Raw genomic sequence first — 19631 nt, 5'->3', positions numbered from 1 at the left:
CGCCGCTCTCCGGCGGGAAGAACGAGGATTGGTGCGGGTTTCCGGGTACAATCCGGCCCCATGGACGCCCTGCCCGACACCATCGACGCCCTGCGCGCCGCGCTTCTCGAAGCGCGGGGCCGAGCTGCGTTGGCCGAGGCGGACGCCGCCCAGGCGCGGGCCGAACGGTCCGGCGACCAGGCGCTGATCGCCACCCTGAAGCTCCAGATCGAGAAGCTCCAGCGCGACCTCTACGGCCGGCGCTCCGAACGGACCTCCCGACTGCTCGACCAGCTCGAATTCCAGTTGGAGGAGGCGGAGGCAAGCGTCGGCGAGGACGATCTGGCGGCGGAACAGGTGGCCGAGGCGACCGGCGCGGCCCGCATCACCCGCAAGGCGCCGTCGCGCAAGCCGTTCCCGGCGCACCTGCCGCGCGAGCGCGTCGTGATCCCGGCGCCGGCGGTGTGCCCATGCTGCGGCTCGACCCGGCTGTGCAAGCTGGGTGAAAGCGTGACCGAGACGGCCGAACGCATTCCCGCGCGGTGGAAGATCATCCAAACGGTGCGTGAGAAATTCTCCTGCCGGGACTGCGAGACGATCAGCCAGCCGCCGGCACCGTTCCACACCACGCCGCGCGGCTGGGCGGGACCGAACCTGCTGGCCACGCTGCTGTTCGAGAAGTTCGGCCAGCATCAGCCGCTGAACCGCCAGTGCGAGCGCTTCGCCAAGGAGGGCATGGAGATCAGCCTGTCCACCGCGGCCGACCAGGTAGGGGCGGCGTGCGGGGTGCTGAAGCCGCTGCTCGACCGGCTCGAAGCGCATGTGCTGGCGGCAGAGCGGTTGCACGGCGACGACACGACCGTGCCGGTTCTGGCCAAGGGCAAGACCGACACCGGCCGCATCTGGGTCTATGTGCGCGATGACCGGCCGTTTGGCGGCGAGGCGGCGCCGGCAGCGCTGTTCCATTACTCCCGCGACCGCGGCGGCGGGCATCCCGAGGCGCATTTGACCGGCTGGACCGGGGTGCTTCAGGCCGACGCCTATGCCGGTTACAACCGCCTCTACGATGCGAGCCGCCAGCCGGAGCCCGTGGCCGAGGCCCTGTGTTGGGCACACGCGCGTCGGAAATTCTTCGAACTGGCCGACATCGCCGCCAACAAGCGGCGCGGCAAGGGAGCGCCGCCGATCTCGCCCTTGGCGCTGGAGGCGGTGCGGCGCATCGACCCGCTGTTCGACATCGAGCGTGAGGCGCTGGGGCGTTCGGCGGCCGACCGTCTGGCGGTGCGCACCGAGCTGTCCAAGCCCCGGATCGAGGAACTGGAAAACTGGATGCGAACGGCCCGGGCCGGGATGTCGAAGCACGCGCCGGTGGCCAAGGCGATGGACTACATGCTGACCCGCTGGGAAGGCTTCACCCGCTTCCTGCGTGACGGACGGGTCTGCCTGACCAACAATGCTGCCGAACGAGCGTTGCGCGGCATCGCACTGGGCAGACGGGCATGGCTATTCTGCGGATCGGATCGAGGCGGGCAGCGCGCCGCCGCCATGTACAGCCTGATCGTGACGGCAAAGATGAACGACATCGATCCCCAGGCGTGGCTGGCCGACGTTCTGGCCCGCATCAACGATCTGCCTCAGACCAAGCTGCACGAACTGCTGCCCTGGGAATGGAAGCGGCTGCACGAGGCGACCACGGCGATCTGAGGAACCATGGCCAGAACCCGCAACCTCGTGACCATGGAGCGCGTCGCCGAGATCCTCGGCGAGGACGTCGAATGGCTGATCGACATTGCCATCGAGCTGGAGCCGGAGGACGGTTGCCTGGCCGTGTTCGGCCCAGGCGAGCAGTGGTTCTATGCCCTGACCGAAGATGGCGTCGAAAGCCTCAAGGAACTCATCCAAATCCACCGAGCAGCACGCTGAACGATTCGATCCGCACCCGCGTCACTCACCGGATGCGTACGAGCAAGCACCTCGTTGGCAGCGGCGGAACCTCTGGCCATGCTGTTCGTTCATTAGGGGAACTTGATATTCTGCGTGAGCTAGAAGGCGCGCCGAAACCATCTCGTGGGTGGCTAGGGTGTCTCCCGGTCACCGCCCCAGCCGGAGGGAGGACCGTCGTGACGTACCATTTTTCCAAAGTCGTCGACATGCCGTTCGAGGACGCCGTCTCGGCGACCACCGAGGCCCTCAAGGAGCATGGATTCGGTGTGTTGACCGAGATCGACGTGAAGGCGACGCTGAAGAAGAAGCTGGACGTTGAGTATCGGCCCTACCGTATTCTCGGCGCCTGCAATCCGAAGATGGCCCATCAGGCGCTTCAAGCCGAGGACAAGATCGGCACCATGCTGCCGTGCAACGTCATCGTCCAGCAGCGCGAGGACGGTAAGGTCGAGGTGTCCGCAGTTGACCCGGTCGCCTCGATGCAGGCCATCGACAACCCTAAGCTCGCCGACGTCGCCCGTCAGGTTCAGGGCATGCTCCGTCAGGTCATCGACGATTTGGGCAGCCGGGAATAGCCACGAAAACTCAAAAGGGCCCCAACTGGCCCGACCTTAGAGGAGAAGCACTGTGATGGCTTATCGAGTTCGCAGCATCATCGTTCCGTTGGCCGTCGCGACGGCCCTGGTCGCCGGAAGCGCGGCGGCCCAGCAGACCCAGCCCCAACCGGCGCCGCAAAGCCAGACCACGGCGCCGATGGGGGGCCCCGGAATGGGTGCGAACCAGGGCATGATGCAAGGCCAGGGCATGCACCAGGGCCAGCGGGCACAGAATATGCCGAAGGACCCGGCATCGCGCGCGTACATGCAAAGCATGCAGAAGATGAACCGGGACATGCGCAGCAAGCGCATGATCGGCGACGCCGACGCGGATTTCGCGCGGATGATGGCCGCCCATCATCAGGGCGCCATCGACATGGCCCATATTGAACTCCAATACGGCAAAGATCCCGACCTCAAGGCCATGGCTCAGAAGATGATCGATGATCAGACGAAAGAGGTCCAGCAGCTTCAGGACTGGATGAAGCAGCACCCGGCTAAGCAGGCAGCCAAGTAGCAGTAGGAGTTTCCGCGATGATGGGCGGCATGGATGGCTCTGGTTGGGCCATGGGCGGGATGGCGATCCTCTGGATCCTGCTGCTCGTTCTCATCATCCTGGGGATCGCCGCCCTCATCAAATACTTGAGAAGCTGATTCCCACACCGCGGAACGGGGGGGTAGCCCGTGCCGCGGCGTGGGCGCCGTCCCGAGCCCTCGCTCGCCCGGGCCGGTCAGCCCCTGCGCACCTTCCTACTGACGGCGACTAGCACTCCGGCGAGCACCAGGAACAGCAGGGCGCCGCCACCCCAGACCCGGACGTAGCCGGGCATCCCGAGGCTGGGGACCAGGGCGTAGACCGCGGCCAGCACCGCCCACACGGCGGCGATGACGACAACGAGCCAGAGCTCTTCGTTCATTTTCATGACGGTTCTCCTACGCTCAGTGGCCGTGCCCGCCGCCGATGGCGATGATCGGCAGCGACTGGATCAGCTGAAACGCGACGATGGTGAAGACGTACATGGCCGCGACCAACGCCGCGACCGACACCGGCCCGGTCCACGCCGGGGCCGCGCCGACGCCGCGCGACCCGGCCTGCCAGTCGACCACCGGCGCCTGCTCGATGGCCGGGCGCCGCGACAGCAGGGTCCGCACCGCACCGTAGACGGTGACTGAGATGGCGATGGCGAAGATGGTCGCGCCGACGCCGACCAGGGCCATCAGCACCGGCCAGGCAGCCGGAGCCATGCCGCCGTAGCTGACATCGAAGACACGCCGCGGCACGCCCATGAACCCGGCCGTGATACCCGCGGCGCCGAAGATCAGCAGGCCGATGGTGACGATGACCGGAATGCGGCGCAGCAGGTCCGGGCGCCACAGCCTGCCGCCGCCGAGCGCCGGGAGGATTACCATCAGCGCCGCCAGGAAGGTCTGGGTCAGCACCCCGACTGCAAAAAAGTGGAAATACGCGGGAACGAAGAACGTGTCGCTCAGCATCGGCGCCAGTTCGCCCTGGATCAGGACGAAGGCGAAGGTGATGCCGATCAGCATGTTCACGACCGCCCAGCCCATGTTGACCATCGCCGGGTTGTCCCAGGGCAGCCCGCGCATCCAGCCGAAGAAACCGGTGGCGCCGCGCGCCCGGGCGCTCGCCTCGAGCGAGGAGACGATGATCGCGAAGGCTGCCAGGGTCGGCACCGAGACGAACAGCGACAGCAGCGAACCGACGACCCGGACGCTCTCCGACAGGTTCGGCTCCAGGAACATGTGGTAGAGCGAGGTCGGCGGCACGAAGACGAGATACGCGGCAAAGACAATCTTCGACAGGCGCGCGCCGTGGATGGACTTCACCCCGGTCAGGTGCTCGCTCAGCACGTACCACACCAGCACGGTGGCCATCAGCGGCAGGTAATGCAGGTTGTGGAACAGGATATGCCACTCGGTTCCGTGGTCGGACGGAAACGGCCCGGCGCCCAGCGCCCACAACACGCCAGGGAGAAAGGCATTTGTCGCGGCGATCGCGCTGACCACCAGGAACCCGGCCCAGGCAAACAGGGCGAAGCCGATGGAGGTGAACTCGTTGGCCTCGCCGCGCAGCCGGGGCTGGAGCACGGTTGCAATGCCGCTGATGGCGGAAGCCACCAGACCAGCCGAGAGCAGCAGGTAGCCCAGTGCGAAGAAGCCGACCGAGCGCGGGTCGTCCGCGGCGAGCTCGGGGCTGCCGTCGTAGAGCAGCGGCGTGCCGGTCGCGGAGATCCACTCGCTGACACCGAAGCCCGCCAGCATCAGGGCGGCGCCGAGCCAGGCGAGGGGGCGCAGCGCCAGCCCACGGCCGTTCTCGGTGGCGGCCAGCACGAGCAGCAGGGCCGCCTGGATGAGGTAAAGCCAGTAGAAGAATACTGAGACGCCATGCAGCGTCAGAATCCGGTAGGCGTTATCCGGGAAGAAGGTGAGCGCCTTGGCGCGGGCGAGCGCGGTCACGAAGCCCCCAACCAAGCCGAGCACCAGCGCCAGCAGGGCGGCGCCGAACAGCAGCTTGAGGAGGGCCTTGTCGGCCGACGGCAGGGAGGCGACGCGCGCGGTCAGGCGCGAGGGCGCGCCGACCGGGGCGAAGGAGGTCGAGATGGTATCCATGATTTCAGTCCTCCCCGGGTCAGCCGACGACGATGCGGCCCTGCATGGCGTCATGCGCCTGGCCGCAGTAGACGGTGCAGTACACGAGGTACTCGCCCGGCTTGGTGAAGGTGATCGTCTGCTCGGTCACGACGTTCGGCCGCAGGCGGATGATGCGGCTGGCGGACCCCAGCTGGATCGAGGCGCCATGCGTGATGTCGTCCGCCATCATGCGGAACCGGTAGGCCTGGCCGACCCTGAGCCGGAGGACGTCCGGGCTGTAGGCGAACTTCTGCGCCATCAGGTAGACGTCCACCGGCTCGCCACCGACCTCGTGGCTGTGGTCGTGCCCCTCGGCCGCGTGGCTGTGCGTGTCCTCGCTGACGTGCGGGTTCACGCTGCCGTCCGGCTGGGCGTAGCGCTGGATGAAGTAATCGTGCTCGAAGCGGAACTCCTCGGGCGCCATGCCCGCGGAGGCGCCGTGTCCACCATGGCCGCCGCTTTCGGCGGGCGCCTCGGCAACCTCATGTCCACCGTGACCGCCGTGGTCACCGCCATGCGCGTCACCGGCGTGCGCGTCTGTGGTCTCCTTGTGGCCACCGAAGGGGAGCGGGGCGGCGCCATAGGCTGCCCATGCGCCGTACAGGGAGACGGCGCCGAAGCCCAACGCGGTGATGAAGCCGCGACGGGTCGTGAAATGCCTCTCAGACATGATGAGAGTCCTCTGATCGCGTGGTCGGAGTCGCTCGCGAACGCCGCCGGTCAGGCGGCGCATGGCCGGGCGTCCGACGCGCGCGTCAGAGCACTCGGCCGGTCAGAGGCTGGTCTTCGGAGGGGGTGTGTCCGGGGCGATGTCCCGGGCGCTCGGGATGTAGTCGGCCCGCGGATGCCAGGACGCCTCGGCCACCATCAACGAGAGAGTGATGGTGTGCCGCGCCGGAGCCTCCGCAGCCGGGCAGCAGGTCGCCGCGACGGCAATGGCAGCCTTGTGGTGGTCGGTCTGGGATGGTGTCGAAGGCGACGGAGCGTGATGAGAGCCGTGATGGTCCATCGAGCCGACCGGCGTGTCCACATGCGCCATGGCTCCGCCCGCCGCGCCCATCAGGAGCGCGAAGGCGAACGCCAGAATGGCGCAGATGTGGCCCAACCGCTTCATGCCAGCCGTCGCTTCGAACGACCCGGGTCTGCCCAGGTCAACACAACCATAGACCCCAATATGAGTGCGCCCATTGATGTCCGTCAACCGACATCCTTCGGTCGGCCAGCGTTGCCCTTCAGAGTCCATGAGTCTCCCGGACTCCGGGAAGCAAGCCGTTGATTCCAAGTGCATCTCCGGAAATCCTCATTCTCCACGGGCCGAATGACGCTGACGATACCGCACGAGCGTTTTTCCTGTTGACCTTCCCATTGCTGGAGGGTCGATGCTCGGTTCACCGGGCCTTGGAACGATGGTGGGGAGTGACATTCCGCCACACCCTTCCGAAGACCCCTGGCAAGGTCGGTCGTCGAGACGATCGTGCAGTTGCAGGGGCCAGGGAATGGTCCTACGTTTCAAGGAGAGGCCAGTGGGCACACAGGTGCCGCCCGACCTCAGGCAAGGAAGGCAATCGCCATGTGGCGTGGGACGTGGTCGACGGTGAGGAGGGTGGTGGTGAGCCTGCTGATGCTGGCCACGCTGCTCGTCTATGCCGTGCCGAGCCACGCCAGCCTGCTGCCTCACCAGCATTCCCCGGCGCCCCATGAGCATGCCTTGGTCGACACGCACGACGATGGTGTTGCTGGGGTGGCCGACCACAAGCATGAGCAGGATCCCTGCAAGGATCTTGGCGTGCTCGGTGACGATGCCTGCTGTAGCGTCGCCCAGTGCGCGACCATGCACGGCGGCCTCCCCGTCGGTGCCGTCGTAGCCTTCATTCCGGCCATCGACCGGGCAGACCCTCTGCTTGCCCTGGCGACGCCCGAAGGCATCGACAGCGACCCCGCGCTCCGTCCCCCTCTCTGATCCTCTGACGCCACGAGTCTGTCCGCGCCCAGCTTGAGCTTCGGCTCAGCGAAGGACGTCGCCGGATTTCGTGCGCTCGGCCTTTGTGTCCCCGGCGCTCCCGCCTGGAGTCCGACCGGGATGGCTCGAACCAGATGATCAGACGGAGGACGCCATGTCGTCTTTCACCCGCACACTGCTCCCGGCCTTTGCGCTCGTCGCCATGATGTCGGCTGCGCAGGCCCAGACCGCCACCACTCCGGATCAAGGTCAGGACCACCAGGCCCACCACCCGAGTGGTGCCACCACCACCCAGGACCAGCCCGCTGTGGCTCCGACGCCCACTCAGCCGTCCCAGGGTGCTCGGTCCAGCGTGCCCGGAAACGCCCCGATGATCGGCGAGGGCATCGGCAGCGGCATCATGGTGCAGCCTGGGACCCAAGCCCAGGGAGGTCCGCCCAGCGCGAATCGGCCCGGCATGATGATGGGCGGCATGATGGGCCAGCAGAGTGGCCAATCCAGCATGATGGGGCCGGGCATGATGGAGCAGATGATGCCCATGATGCGCCAGATGATGATGAGCCAGCAGGGCGGTATGGGCGCTATGGGCCTGCCGTTCGAGCACGTCGAGGGCCGCATCGCCTTCCTGAAGGCGGAGCTCAAGATCACCGACGCCCAGGCGCCGCAGTGGAATGCCTTCGCCGACACTCTGCGATCGAACGCCAAGGCCCACCAAGCCATGCACGAGCAGATGACCAAGGGCGGCATGCCATCCGCGTGGCCGGATCGGTTGGCCGTCCAGCAGAAGGTCCTTGCCGCCCGGCTCGACGCCATGAAGGCGCTCGAGGCCGCCGCCAAGCCGCTCTACGCCGTGCTGACCGACGACCAGAAGAAGGTTGCCGACCAGCTGTTCGCCAGCCCGATGGGCATGATGTGAGGAGGCGGCCATGACGCACGACCACACCCATCACACCCCCGACTCCCACACGCCGGAACCGCAGGCGCGTCTGCCCTGGTACCGGACCTGGACCGGCCTGGCCGGACTGGGCGTCGCCGCTGTCGCGGCGGTGTACCTGTCGCTCTATCACGTCACCCACGTGCTCGACGCGCTTCCCTTCGTCCTGCTGCTCCTCTGCCCGCTGATGCACGTCTTCATGCACGGCGGGCACGGGCATGGTGGCCACGGTGGCGGGAGCGACAGCGCCGATCGCCCGAACAAGGGAGGCTCGCCATGACGCACGAGGCCTCAGCCTACGGACTGTGGATGCTGGTCATCCTCAACTCTGCAATCTTCATCATCTTCGCTTACAGCTTCGGCAAGCCGCAGTCGCCGCGGGACTGGCGCTCCTTCGGGGCGTTCAGCGCCTTCATCGTGGCTTTGTTCACCGAGATGTACGGTGTTCCGCTGACCATCTACCTGTTCTCCGGCTGGCTTCAGACCCGCTACCCCGGCCTCGACCTGATGTCGCACGATGCCGGGCATCTGTGGTCGACCGTCCTCGGTCTGTCGGGGAACCCGCACTTCAGCGTGCTGCACATCCTCAGCAACCTGCTGATCCTGGGCGGCTTCGTCCTGCTCTCGGCGGCCTGGAAGGTGCTTCACGCCGCCCAACGCGAGCAGCGGCTCGCCACCACAGGGGCCTACGCCTACATCCGGCACCCGCAGTACGTTGCCTTCATCACAATCATGTTCGGCTTCCTGCTCCAGTGGCCGACCATCCTGACCCTGGTGATGTTCCCGTTGCTCGTCTGGATGTATGTCCGACTGGCGCACTCCGAAGAGCGTGAAGCCCTCCGGGTGTTCGGCGCCGACTACGAGCGGTATGCCGCCGTCACGCCGGGATGGGTCCCGCACCTTGCCGGACATGGGCCGAACCGCCCCAGAGTGGGAGGGGCGTCCGGTGCGTGAGTTCGGGTCCAAGCGCATGAAGCAGGCAGCGGCCGCCGCGGTTGCCGTCTGCCTGCTGGCACTTCCAGCCGGGGCACAGACCCTGCGCGATGCTGTGGAGGGGGCGTGGCGGCTCAATCCTGAGATCCGGTCTCTGGAGGCCAAGCGGGGCCAAGCGGTGGCCCAACGCGGCGCCGGAGAGTTGCTGGTTCCGTCCGCTCCGGCCGTCACCCTGCGGCACATCACCGATGTGGTGGGCCGCAATGTCGGGCGGCGCGAGTATGAGGCCGAAGTTGGCGTTCCGCTCTGGCTGCCCGGCCAGGGCACGGCGACCGTCCGCGCCGCCGACGCGCTGCTGGCGCGCACCGACGCGGAGATCGCGGCGCGCCAGTTGGCTGTCGCCGGAGAGGTCCGGACGGCATTGTGGCAGATCGCGCTCCTTGAGCGGCGTGTCGAACTCGCCCGTCAGCGCCTCGCGGTGGCGCGCCGCCTCGAAGCCGACACCAGGCGCAGTTCCAAAGCCGGGGAAACCTCCGAGGCCGACCACCAGCTGGCACGTGGGGAGGCCCTCGCCGTGGCTGCGGAGGTCCGGGACGAGGAGTTGACCCTGGAGGAGGCCCGGCAGGCGTTCCGCACGCTGACCGGTGCCACGGTCCCGAAGGCCACGCCCGAGCCGCTGATCGGCGAGCAACCGCTCGACCAGCACCCGGTGCTCCAGGCGGCTCGCCTGGGCGTCCGGTCGGCCCAGGCGCAGAGGCAGCTGGTCGACCTCACCACCCGCGATAGCCCGGAGCTCGGCGTTCTGGCCCGCAAGGAGCGGGATGTTCGTGGGGAGCGCTTCGACACCATCGTCGGCCTGTCGGTGCGCATCCCGTTCTCGGTCGACGCGGTCAATGCCCCCAAGCGGGCTGAGGCAGCCACCGAGGTGGTCCGCACCGAAGCCGAGCAGGCGAACGCGGAGCGCACCATCGAGACCGAAATCCGGCAGGCCCGCCTGGCCCATCAGGCCGCCACCGAACGCCTCTCCATCGCCCGCGACCGCGCCGCCGCACTCAGGGGGCGCCTGTCCATCGTCGAGCGGGCGAGAAAAGGTGGCGAGATCAGCCTTGTCGAGTTCGTACGGGCTCAGGAGTCGGCTTTCGAAGCCGACCTTGCCCGTGTGACTGCCGAAATCCAGGTCGGCGCCGCGCGCGCCCGTTTGAATCAGTCCCTCGGAGTTCTTCCATGATCCACCGACGCCTTCTCGCCGCGGCCTCGATCGCCGCGAGCCTTGCCGCGCCGGTCGCCCTTCCGACCCTGGCCCATGAGGGGCACGAGCACGGCGACGCTCCCAAGCCGGTCGTCGCCACCGCAATCCCGACCATGGAGACGTCCTCGTCGGACTTCGAACTGGTGGCGGTTGCCCAGGGCAAGACGCTGCTCGTCTACCTGGACCGCTTCGCCACCAACGAGCCGGTGACCGGTGCGACCGTCGAGGTCACCGCCGACGGGGAAGCCGTGACTGCCTCCCCCGTTTCCGGGGAGGAGGGCATCTACCGCCTCGACGCCGCCTGGCTGTCGAAGCCGGGTCCGCACGAGTTGACCGTGTCGGTGACGGCGGCCGATGCCGCCGACCTGCTGATCGGCGCGCTGGACATCCCGGCAACCGCCCAGCCTGCCGAGTCCAGTGGCGGGGGCGGCGTGTCCGCCATCCTCGGCCAAGTGCGGCATGACCCGGGCCTGATGTTGGGAGCCGTCATGGTCTTCCTGCTCGGTGTGCTGACCACGGTGGCGCTGACCCAGCGGGGCCGGGCGCGCACGGTCGCCGGAGCGGCCCTGATCGGCTTCGGCCTGCTGCTGGCCAGCGGCGCCGCTTTCGCCCATGGCGGCGAGGATCACAGCCATGGCGATGAGGGGAAGGACAAGACTCCAGGAGCAGCGGCGGCGCCGATGGCGGTGACCGGCGCGGCGGAGAGCCCGCGCAGGCTGCCGGACGGCAGCCTGTACGTGCCCAAGACGTCACAGCGCCTGCTGTCGGTGCGCACCACGGTCGCGAAGACGCGGCAGGCGGCGCAGACGGTACAGCTGATCGGCCAGATCATCGCCGATCCGAACGGCGGTGGTCACGTCCAGGCGACCCAGACCGGCCGCATCGAGCCGGGCGAGAAGGGGTTGCCCTATGTCGGCCAGCGTGTCGAGGCCGGGCAAATCCTGGCCACCATCATCCCCGCCGTGAACGTGGTGGACCGCAGCGGCATCCAGCAGCAGATCGCCACGGTCGAGCAGGAGCTCGTCATCGCCGAGTCGCGGGTGCAACGCCTGCGGAAGCTGGAAGGCAGCGTGCCGCAACGGGACATCGAGGAGGCGGAAGCCAACCTGAACGGCCTGCGCAAGCGCCGCGCCGCCCTGTCGCCGACCCTGACCACCAAGGAAGCCTTGCGGGCTCCCATCGCCGGGGTCGTCACCGCCAACAACGTCAAGGCCGGTCAGGTCATCGAGGCCCGCGATCAGGTCCTGTTCGAGATCGTCGACCCGTCGCGGCTGATGGTCGAAGCGGTTGCCTTCGATCCCCGGGTGGCGAACGCCATCAAGGCGGCCACGGCGACGACCGCCGACGGCACCAGCCTGTCCCTGGAACTGCTTGGCTCCAGTCTGGCGCTGCGCCAGCAGGCGATCCCGCTGCTCTTCCGGATCGGCAATCCGCCGGCGGGGCTCGGCGTCGGCCAGCCGGTCCGGCTCGTCGCCCAGGTGCAGGGCACCGCATCGGGCATCGTGCTGCCCCGTCACAGCGTGGTGCGCAGCGCCGGCGGGCAGCCGGTCGTCTGGCAGCACGAGTCGCCGCAGCGCTTCGTTGCCCGGCCGGTGCGCACGCAGCCGCTTGATGGCGGCACGGTGCTGGTCCTGGCCGGCATTGAGCCCGAGGCGCGCATCGTCACCGATGGCGCCGGCCTGCTGAACCAGGTCCGGTGAGGCGGCCATGTTCAACATCCTCGTCAACACCAGCCTGCGCAACCGCCTGTTCGTGCTCGCCGCCGCCGTGCTGCTGGTCGTCTACGGCTCCTTCGTCCTCAAGGGACTGCCGGTCGACGTCTTCCCCGACCTCAACAAGCCCACGGTCACGCTGATGACCGAGGCCGAGGGCTTGGCGCCCGAGGAGGTCGAGCAGCTGGTCACCTTCCCGCTCGAGACGTCGATGAACGGCATGCCGGGCATCACCCGCGTGCGCTCGGTCTCCGGTGTCGGCCTGTCCATCGTTTTCGTCGAGTTCGACTGGGGCACCGACATCTACCGCAACCGCCAGCAGGTCGCCGAGCGTCTGGCCATCGTCCAGGGCCAACTGCCGCCGAACGTCCGGCCGCAGATGGGGCCGATCTCCTCCATCATGGGCGAGATCATGCTGCTCGCCATGTCTGCCGAGCCGGGAACCGGCGTCGGGGCGATGGAGGTCCGCGAGCTCGCCGATTGGGTGGTCCGCCCCCGCCTGCTCGCCATCCCCGGCGTCAGCCAAGTCATCCCGATCGGCGGGGAGATCCGTCAGTACCGCATCGCTCCCGACCCGGCACGCCTGCACGACCTGGAGATCACCACCGACGAGCTGGTGAAAGCGCTCCAGCAGTTCTCGGCGAACACCGGCGGCGGCTTCATCGACCAACACAGCGAGGAGTACCTGATCCGCAACATCGGCCGGACGACCCGGCTGGAGGATCTGCGCACCCTGGTGGTCGCCTACAAGGCCGGGCAGCCCATCCATCTGCGCCAAGTGGCCGATGTGGATTTCGCCGCCCGTGTGAAGCGCGGTGACGCCGGCGTCGACGGCAAGCCGGCCGTCATCCTGTCCGTGCAGAAACAGCCGGGCAGCGACACGACGGCGCTGACGGCCGACGTCGAGAAGGCCCTGACCGATCTGACGCAGTTCCTGCCGAAGGGGGTGAAGGCGAACGAGATCCTGTTCAAGCAGGCCAACTTCATCGACACCTCGATCCACAACGTCATGACGGTGCTGCAGGAGGCGGTGGTGGTGGTCGCCGTCATCCTGTTCCTGTTCCTGCTCAACGTCCGCACGACGCTGATCTCGCTGACCGCCATTCCGATCTCGATCCTGATCACCGTGCTGGTGTTCAAGGCGTTCGGCATGTCGATCAACACCATGACGCTGGGCGGCCTCGCCATCGCCATCGGCGAACTGGTCGACGATGCCGTCGTCGATGTGGAGAACATCTACCGCCGCCTCGGCGAGAACCGGCGGGCCGGCAACCCGCGTCCAATCCTGGAGGTGGTGGCGGCGGCCTCGCAGGAGGTGCGCTCCGGCATCGTCTACGCCACGATCATCATCATCCTGGTGTTCGTGCCGCTGTTCGCCCTGTCCGGCATCGAGGGGCGGCTGTTCGCGCCGCTGGGCGTGGCCTACATCGTCTCCATCCTCGCCAGCCTGGTCACCGCCATCACCGTCACCCCGGTGCTGTCCTACTACCTGCTGCCCAAGCTGAAGCGGCTCGACGAGCATGACAGCTGGCTGGTGCGGCGGCTGAAAGCCGGCAATGCCCGCCTGCTGAACTGGGCCTTCGGTAATCCCGGTACCCTCTTCACCTTGGTGGGAGCCGCCGTGGTGATCGCCGCGGCCACGGTGCCGAGCCTGCCGCGCGCCTTCCTGCCCGCCTTCAACGAGGGCACGCTGACCATCTCCATGGTGCTCAACCCCGGCATCTCGCTCGCCGAGTCCAACCGCGTCGGTCTCGCGGCCGAGAGGCTGATCATGCAGGTGCCGGAGGTGGCGTCGGTCGGCCGCCGCACCGGCCGTGCCGAACTCGACGAGCACGCGGAAGGCGTGCATTCCAGCGAGATCGACGTCGATCTGGTGCCGTCCGCGCGCAGCCGTTCCGCGGTGCTGGCCGACGTGCGGGCAAGGCTGGCGGCGCTGCCGGTGTCGGTGAACATCGGCCAGCCGATCTCGCACCGGCTCGACCATATGCTGTCCGGCGTCCGCGCCCAGATCGCCCTGAAGGTCTATGGCGAGGACCTGGACACCCTGCGCAGCCTCGCCGGGCAGCTGCAGCAGAAGCTGACGGCGATCCCCGGGCTGGTCGACCTGCAGATCGAGAAGCAGGTCCGCATCCCGCAGGTGCAGGTCGTGATCGACTATGAGCGGGCTTCCCTCTACGGCGTCACCCCGGCGATGGCGACGGACGCGCTGGAGAGCCTGTCCAACGGGCGGGTGGTGTCGGAGATCGTCGACGGCACCCGGCGCTTCGACGTCGTGCTGCGGCTGTCCGACGAGGACCGCACCACCAGCGGCTTGGCCAACCTGCTGGTCGAAACCCCGGCTGGGCGGGTACCGCTCAGCCTGTTCGCCAGTGTCGAGGAAACCGACGGCCCGAACCAGATCCTGCGGGAGAACGGCAAGCGCCGCATCGTCATCCTCGGCAACAGCGACGGCAAGACGGACATGGCGGCGATCGTCGCGGGCATCCGTGACGTGGTCGGCCGCTCGTCGCTGCCGCCGGGCTACTTCACCAGCCTGGAGGGCACCTTCCAGGCGCAGGAGGAAGCGTCCAAGACCATCGCCGCGCTGTCGATGGTGTCGCTGGCGATGATCTTCCTGGTGCTCTACAGCCGCTACCGTTCCGCGGTGCTGACACTGATCATCATGGGCAACGTGCCGCTGGCCCTGATCGGCAGCGTTGCCGCCCTGTGGATCGCCGGACAGCCGCTGTCGGTCGCCTCGATGATCGGCTTCATCACCCTGACCGGCATCAGCACACGCAACGGCATCCTGAAGGTCAGCCATTACATCAACCTCGTCCTGCACGAGGGCGAGAGCTTCGGCAAGGCCATGGTGATCCGCGGCAGCCAGGAGCGGCTGACCCCGGTGCTGATGACCGCCCTGTCGGCCGGCGTTGCCCTGGTGCCGCTGATGATCGGCGCCGACGCTCCGGGCAAGGAAATCCTCCACCCGGTCGCCGTCACCATCTTCGGCGGCCTGGTCAGCGCCACCCTGCTCGACACGGTCCTGACCCCTGTCCTCTTCCTCAGGCTCGGCGAAAAGCCGCTCAGGCATCTGGTCGATGCCCAAGCCGGCTCGCTGCGTCCAGCCGAGGCCTACTGATCCACCCGTTCACCCGTGTCCAACTCAGAAGGAAAGCCTATCGTGAAGTTCTCGACCCTCCTCGTTGCCGCTGCGCTGTTCGCCGCCCCGGTCGCGGCCTTCGCTGACGGCGCCAAGACCGGAACCCATGGCGGTCCCCGCACCGACGCCGGCCCGTACCATGCCGAGCTGGTGCTCCAGGGCAACGACGTCGTCCTGTACGTGACCGACGGCGCGGACAAGCCGGTCGACGTGACCGGCGCCAAGGCCGAGGCCACCATCCTGGCCAACAAGCAGACCCAGAAGGTCGCGCTGGAGCCGGCAGGCGCCAATGCGCTCAAGGGAAAGGCCAACCTGGGCGAGTCCCACGACAGCGTGAAGGTGGTCACCGCCCTGACCATGCCCGGCCAGAAGCCGGTTCAGGCCCGCTTTGAAGTGGGCCACGCCGGCCACTGAGACCGTATGGGTGGCATGAGGATCACCTCCTCATGCCACCCCGAACAAGGAGATGCGCGATGAGCGCCAAAAAGAAACTTGCCACGGCGGCGGTCTCGCTGATCGCCATGACGCTCGCCGGTCCGGCCCGCGCCGCCGAAATCGTCAAGCTCTCCGAGGTTTCTCACCTGCACGGCATCGCCGTGGACCCCGGCGACCCGTCCCGCCTGTATCTCGCCTCACATCACGGGGTGTGGCTGACCAACCCCGACGGCACGGCGACCCGGGTTTCCGACAATCGGCACGACTACATGGGATTCACGCCCAATCCGGCACAGCCCGGCGCCTTCTTCGCCAGCGGTCATCCCGAGACGGGCGGGAACCTAGGCGTCCTCGTTTCGACGGACGGCGCTAAGACCTGGAAAGCGGTCTCGAAGGGCGTCAACGGTCCGGTGGACTTCCACTCGATGGACGCCAGTCCGGTCGATCCCAACGTGCTCTACGGCCACTACGGCAGCGTCCAGGTTAGCCGGGATGCTGGGAAGAGCTGGGAGGTCACCGGCAAGCCGCCCGCCGACATGTTCGACCTGGCAGCGTCGGCCAAGGACGCGAATACCGTCTACGCCGCCACGCGCAGCGGCCTGATGGTCAGCCGCGACGCCGGAAAAACCTGGCAGGCGGCCTATATGGTGGCGCGCCCTGCGACCATGGTCACGACGACCAGGGACGGCACCGCCTACGCCTTCCAGGTCGGCAGCGGCCTGCTCAAGACCACCGAACCCAGCCCGGCGTGGCAGCCGGTCAGCAACGGCTTCGGCGACGCGGTCCTGCTGCATCTCGCGATGGATCCAACCAACCCGCAGCGCCTGTATGCGGTGACCGACAGGTCGGCCATCCTGGCCAGCCAGGATGGCGGGAAGACCTGGAAGCCGTTCCAGTCATGACGCACCGGAGGAGGTGGTCGTGAAAAAGGCGTTGAAAGTCGGCATTGGCTTGACCTTGGGCGCTGTGGTCGCGGTGGCTGGCGCGGTCATGCTCGTCGGTGCGAAGGCGGGCGCCGATCCGACCGATGCCGCGCAGGTCGCCCGAGGGCGGGTGGTGTATGCCGAGCAGTGCGCGTCGTGCCACGGGGTTCGGCTCGAGGGTCAGCCGAACTGGCAGAGCCGCAAGCCCGACGGCCGTCTGCCGGCGCCCCCTCATGACGCCTCCGGCCATACCTGGCACCACCCGGACCCGGACCTCTTCAAGATCACCAAGCAGGGCATCGCCGCGTTCGCTCCGCCGGACTACAGCAGCGACATGCCGGCGTTCGGCAGCAGCTTGAGCGACGCCGACATCTGGGCCGTTATCGCCTTCATCAAAAGCTCCTGGCCGGAGGAGATCCGTCGCCGCCACACCGCGATGAGCGAGCGGTCGAAGAACTGAGGAGAAGAAGACCTCAGCCTGCACATCGGGATTGACCTTCCAGTCACTGGAAGTTGGAGCATGGGTTCCAAGGTCGCCGCCACACCCCAAACCCATGTGGCGCCGCGCAACACCGGGGGTACCGACGCCGGGCCTGCGAAGGGAGATGCGAACATGAACGACCTGCACCATGGCCATGGGCATCAGCACGGACATGACCATCATGGTCACCATCATCACGCAGCACCCGACGACCATAGGACGGTCAAAGACCCTGTCTGCGGCATGATGGTCGACCCGGAGCGGACCGCGCACCACGCGGAGCATGATGGGCACAGCGTCCACTTCTGCTCGGCGCGCTGCCACGACAAGTTCGTCGCCGCCCCGGAGCAATACCTGAAGCCGGAAGCCAAGCCCGCGGCGCCTGAGCGGGCCGGGCAGGCCTCCCCCCAGAAGGGCGTCCTCTACACCTGCCCGATGCACCCGGAAATCCGTCAGGAGGGGCCGGGCAACTGCCCGATCTGCGGCATGGCCCTGGAACCGGTGGGTGCCAGCCTCGAAGAGGGGCCGAACCCGGAACTCGTCGACATGACCCGGCGCTTCTGGATCGGCCTGGTGCTCAGCGTGCCGCTGCTGGTCCTGGAGATGGGCAGCCACATTCCGGCCCTTGGCCTGCATGACCTGGTGCCGCCGCGCCTCTCCATCTGGATTCAGTTTCTCCTGGCGACGCCGGTCGTGCTGTGGGCAGGTTGGCCGTTGCTGGAGCGCGGCTGGCAATCGTTCCGGCGGCGCAGCCTGAACATGTTCAGCCTGATCGCGCTCGGGGTCGGCGTTGCCTACCTCTTCAGCTTGGCCGCGACCTTCCTGCCCGGTCTTTTCCCGGCGGGCTTCCGGGGCATGGACGGGGTGGTGGCCGTCTACTACGAGGCCGCCGCGGTCATCACCGTGCTGGTGCTGCTCGGCCAGGTGCTGGAACTGCGCGCCCGCGAACAGACCGGTGGCGCCATCCGGGCCCTGCTGAACCTGGCGCCCAAGACGGCCCGCCGCATCAAGGAGAGCGGTGAGGATGAGGAGGTTTCCCTCGACCAGGTCCGAGTCGGCGACCGGCTGCGCGTCCGCCCCGGCGACGGGGTGCCGGTCGACGGCGAGGTGCTCGAGGGTCGCAGCGCCGTGGACGAGTCGATGGTCACCGGCGAGAGCATGCCGGTGGAGAAGGAGCCCGGCGCCAAGGTGATCGGCGGCACCGTGAACCAGACGGGCGCCTTGGTGATGCGGGCCGAGAAGGTCGGCTCCGACACCATGCTGTCGCGCATCGTTACCATGGTGGCCGAAGCCCAGCGCTCTCGCGCCCCCATCCAGCGGATGGCGGATGTGGTGTCCGGCTATTTCGTCCCGGCGGTTATCCTGGCCGCCCTCCTCGCCTTCGTCGGCTGGATGGTCTGGGGGCCGGACCCGGCCTTCGCCTATGCGCTGATCGCGGCGGTCTCGGTGCTCATCATCGCGTGCCCCTGTGCCCTGGGGCTGGCGACGCCGATGTCGATCATGGTCGGGGTGGGAAAGGGAGCGACGGCCGGCGTGCTGATCAAGGACGCGGCGAGTCTGGAGCGGCTCGAGAAGGTCGACACGCTGGTGGTCGACAAGACCGGCACGCTGACCGAGGGAAAGCCGCGGGTGACCGCGGTCGTCCCGGCAGCTGGTATCGACGAGGCGGAGCTTCTCTCCCTGGCAGCCAGCCTGGAGCGGTCAAGCGAACACCCCCTGGCGGCTGCCATCGTCACGTCCGCCAGGGAGCGGGAACTGCCGTTGCAGGAGGTGACCGACTTTGGCTCGGTGACCGGCAAAGGTGTGGTTGGGAGGGTTGGCGGCCGCGAGGTCCTGCTCGGCAATGCGGCGATGATGCGAGACCGGGGCGTGGTCCTTGGCGACCTGGATGCACGCGCCGACGAGCTGCGGCGGGAGGGGGCGACGGCGCTGTTCGCCGCGGTGGACGGCCGCCCAGGCGGCGTGATCGCCGTGGCCGATCCGATCAAGGCGAGCACGCCGCATGCACTGGAGACGCTGCGCGCCGATGGCGTGCGGATCGTCATGCTGACCGGCGACAACCGGACCACTGCCGAGGCGGTGGCTCGCCGTCTGGGCATCGACGAGGTCGAGGCCGAGGTCCTGCCCGACCAGAAGCATCAGATCGTGCGGAAGCTGAAGGCGGAGGGCCGCGTGGTCGCCATGGCCGGCGACGGCGTCAACGATGCCCCCGCACTCGCCAAAGCGGACGTCGGGGTCGCCATGGGCACCGGGACCGAGGTGGCGATCCAGAGCGCCGGCGTGACGCTGGTGAAGGGCGACCTCGCCGGCATCGCCCGGGCTCGGGTGCTGAGCCGCGCCACCATGGGCAACATCCGCCAGAACCTCTTCCTGGCCTTTGTCTACAACGCGCTCGGGGTGCCGGTGGCGGCCGGAGTCTTCTATCCCCTGTTCGGCTGGACGTTGAGCCCGATCATCGCGGCCGCCGCCATGGCGCTGAGTTCGGTGTCGGTCATCGGCAATGCCCTGCGCTTGCGCATGACGAGCCTGTAGGCGCAGGTCCATCACTGGCAATTGGCCTTACCCCAGACCGGTTCTGATCCGCGCTCACAATGCAGAAACACAATTGTCATCGCTATGCTTTTGGGGCATCACACGCTGAGGCATTCACTCCGAGTTGAGAAATCTCGCAAGCTGAACGCTAGAACGGCG

Annotated in this window: 19 protein-coding genes; 15 read left to right on the top strand and 4 right to left on the bottom strand. The window is 67.8% G+C overall.

The genetic code is table 11. The features are described 5' to 3' along the window. Positions 1-60 precede the first annotated feature (60 nt). From TSH64_RS05775 to TSH64_RS05760, 4 genes are all read left to right on the top strand, one after another. Positions 61-1683, top strand: a complete 1623-nt coding sequence (locus tag TSH64_RS05775; RefSeq protein WP_109095289.1) for an IS66 family transposase — start codon at positions 61-63, stop codon at positions 1681-1683. A 6-nt stretch (positions 1684-1689) separates the two neighbouring features. Beyond that, positions 1690-1902: a hypothetical protein gene (locus TSH64_RS05770; RefSeq protein ID WP_109095290.1), complete on the top strand. Its 213-nt coding sequence runs from the start codon at positions 1690-1692 to the stop codon at positions 1900-1902. Between the two features lie 197 nt (positions 1903-2099). Next, on the top strand, positions 2100-2498 hold the full coding sequence (locus tag TSH64_RS05765; RefSeq protein ID WP_109095940.1) for a DUF302 domain-containing protein: 399 nt from the start codon (positions 2100-2102) through the stop codon (positions 2496-2498). A gap of 55 nt (positions 2499-2553) precedes the next feature. Further along, entirely contained in the window at positions 2554-3036 is a 483-nt protein-coding gene (locus TSH64_RS05760; RefSeq protein ID WP_109095939.1) for a DUF305 domain-containing protein, read from the top strand. Between the two features lie 214 nt (positions 3037-3250). Here the strand turns inward: TSH64_RS05760 and TSH64_RS05755 are convergent, their stop codons facing one another. The 4 genes from TSH64_RS05755 to TSH64_RS05740 all read right to left on the bottom strand — a co-directional run bounded on the left by TSH64_RS05755 (position 3251) and on the right by TSH64_RS05740 (position 6372). Further along, on the bottom strand, positions 3251-3442 hold the full coding sequence (locus TSH64_RS05755) for a hypothetical protein (RefSeq protein ID WP_109095938.1): 192 nt from the start codon (positions 3440-3442) through the stop codon (positions 3251-3253). A gap of 16 nt (positions 3443-3458) precedes the next feature. Continuing rightward, positions 3459-5150, bottom strand: a complete 1692-nt coding sequence (locus tag TSH64_RS05750) for a cbb3-type cytochrome c oxidase subunit I (protein WP_158285348.1) — start codon at positions 5148-5150, stop codon at positions 3459-3461. Positions 5151-5169: 19 nt separating this feature from the next. Further along, positions 5170-5841, bottom strand: coding sequence for a hypothetical protein (locus tag TSH64_RS05745; RefSeq protein WP_146207992.1), 672 nt, complete (start codon positions 5839-5841; stop codon positions 5170-5172). Positions 5842-5943: 102 nt separating this feature from the next. Further along, a complete protein-coding gene (locus TSH64_RS05740) occupies positions 5944-6372 on the bottom strand; it encodes a hypothetical protein (RefSeq protein WP_146207991.1) in 429 nt (142 codons plus the stop codon). Between the two features lie 408 nt (positions 6373-6780). Between TSH64_RS05740 and TSH64_RS05735 the strand changes: the two genes are divergently transcribed. The 11 genes from TSH64_RS05735 to TSH64_RS05685 all read left to right on the top strand — a co-directional run bounded on the left by TSH64_RS05735 (position 6781) and on the right by TSH64_RS05685 (position 19472). Continuing rightward, entirely contained in the window at positions 6781-7131 is a 351-nt protein-coding gene (locus TSH64_RS05735; protein WP_146207990.1) for a hypothetical protein, read from the top strand. A gap of 154 nt (positions 7132-7285) precedes the next feature. After that, positions 7286-8047: a Spy/CpxP family protein refolding chaperone gene (locus TSH64_RS05730; protein WP_109095933.1), complete on the top strand. Its 762-nt coding sequence runs from the start codon at positions 7286-7288 to the stop codon at positions 8045-8047. Positions 8048-8057: 10 nt separating this feature from the next. Beyond that, positions 8058-8345, top strand: coding sequence for a DUF2933 domain-containing protein (locus tag TSH64_RS05725; RefSeq protein ID WP_109095932.1), 288 nt, complete (start codon positions 8058-8060; stop codon positions 8343-8345). Beyond that, complete coding sequence (locus TSH64_RS05720; RefSeq protein WP_109095931.1) at positions 8342-9019, top strand: isoprenylcysteine carboxylmethyltransferase family protein; 678 nt, start codon at positions 8342-8344, stop codon at positions 9017-9019. The genes TSH64_RS05725 and TSH64_RS05720 overlap by 4 nt, the downstream gene beginning before the upstream one ends. Positions 9020-9035: 16 nt before the next feature. Continuing rightward, a complete protein-coding gene (locus tag TSH64_RS36575; protein WP_199237483.1) occupies positions 9036-10226 on the top strand; it encodes a TolC family protein in 1191 nt (396 codons plus the stop codon). Then, complete coding sequence (locus TSH64_RS05710; protein ID WP_109095929.1) at positions 10223-11947, top strand: HlyD family efflux transporter periplasmic adaptor subunit; 1725 nt, start codon at positions 10223-10225, stop codon at positions 11945-11947. Before TSH64_RS36575 ends, TSH64_RS05710 begins: the two co-directional genes overlap by 4 nt. Positions 11948-11954: 7 nt before the next feature. Further along, entirely contained in the window at positions 11955-15080 is a 3126-nt protein-coding gene (locus tag TSH64_RS05705; RefSeq protein ID WP_109095928.1) for an efflux RND transporter permease subunit, read from the top strand. Positions 15081-15122: 42 nt separating this feature from the next. Further along, positions 15123-15515 (top strand): hypothetical protein, encoded by a 393-nt coding sequence (locus TSH64_RS05700; protein ID WP_109095927.1) that lies wholly within the window; start codon positions 15123-15125, stop codon positions 15513-15515. A 59-nt stretch (positions 15516-15574) separates the two neighbouring features. Continuing rightward, positions 15575-16438, top strand: coding sequence for a hypothetical protein (locus TSH64_RS05695; RefSeq protein WP_109095926.1), 864 nt, complete (start codon positions 15575-15577; stop codon positions 16436-16438). Between the two features lie 19 nt (positions 16439-16457). Next, complete coding sequence (locus TSH64_RS05690; protein ID WP_247872773.1) at positions 16458-16919, top strand: cytochrome c; 462 nt, start codon at positions 16458-16460, stop codon at positions 16917-16919. Between the two features lie 153 nt (positions 16920-17072). Beyond that, complete coding sequence (locus tag TSH64_RS05685; protein WP_109452329.1) at positions 17073-19472, top strand: heavy metal translocating P-type ATPase; 2400 nt, start codon at positions 17073-17075, stop codon at positions 19470-19472. The last annotated feature ends 159 nt before the right edge of the window (positions 19473-19631 follow it).

Origin of the sequence: Azospirillum sp. TSH64, from assembly GCF_003116035.1 — a bacterium.
Lineage (GTDB): Bacteria > Pseudomonadota > Alphaproteobacteria > Azospirillales > Azospirillaceae > Azospirillum.
Note: the sequence above shows the minus strand (reverse complement) of the source record. Positions and strands in the feature narration are given on the sequence as shown.

Coding starts and splice junctions, on each gene's coding strand:
- TSH64_RS05695 (WP_109095926.1), top strand. CDS start 15,575: ATGAGCGCCAAAAAGAAACTTGCCACGGCGGCGGTCTCGCTGATCGCC.
- TSH64_RS05745 (WP_146207992.1), bottom strand. CDS start 5,841: ATGTCTGAGAGGCATTTCACGACCCGTCGCGGCTTCATCACCGCGTTG.
- TSH64_RS05685 (WP_109452329.1), top strand. CDS start 17,073: ATGAACGACCTGCACCATGGCCATGGGCATCAGCACGGACATGACCAT.
- TSH64_RS05705 (WP_109095928.1), top strand. CDS start 11,955: ATGTTCAACATCCTCGTCAACACCAGCCTGCGCAACCGCCTGTTCGTG.
- TSH64_RS05710 (WP_109095929.1), top strand. CDS start 10,223: ATGATCCACCGACGCCTTCTCGCCGCGGCCTCGATCGCCGCGAGCCTT.
- TSH64_RS36575 (WP_199237483.1), top strand. CDS start 9,036: ATGAAGCAGGCAGCGGCCGCCGCGGTTGCCGTCTGCCTGCTGGCACTT.
- TSH64_RS05755 (WP_109095938.1), bottom strand. CDS start 3,442: ATGAAAATGAACGAAGAGCTCTGGCTCGTTGTCGTCATCGCCGCCGTG.
- TSH64_RS05720 (WP_109095931.1), top strand. CDS start 8,342: ATGACGCACGAGGCCTCAGCCTACGGACTGTGGATGCTGGTCATCCTC.
- TSH64_RS05725 (WP_109095932.1), top strand. CDS start 8,058: ATGACGCACGACCACACCCATCACACCCCCGACTCCCACACGCCGGAA.
- TSH64_RS05750 (WP_158285348.1), bottom strand. CDS start 5,150: ATGGATACCATCTCGACCTCCTTCGCCCCGGTCGGCGCGCCCTCGCGC.
- TSH64_RS05775 (WP_109095289.1), top strand. CDS start 61: ATGGACGCCCTGCCCGACACCATCGACGCCCTGCGCGCCGCGCTTCTC.
- TSH64_RS05770 (WP_109095290.1), top strand. CDS start 1,690: ATGGCCAGAACCCGCAACCTCGTGACCATGGAGCGCGTCGCCGAGATC.
- TSH64_RS05760 (WP_109095939.1), top strand. CDS start 2,554: ATGGCTTATCGAGTTCGCAGCATCATCGTTCCGTTGGCCGTCGCGACG.
- TSH64_RS05730 (WP_109095933.1), top strand. CDS start 7,286: ATGTCGTCTTTCACCCGCACACTGCTCCCGGCCTTTGCGCTCGTCGCC.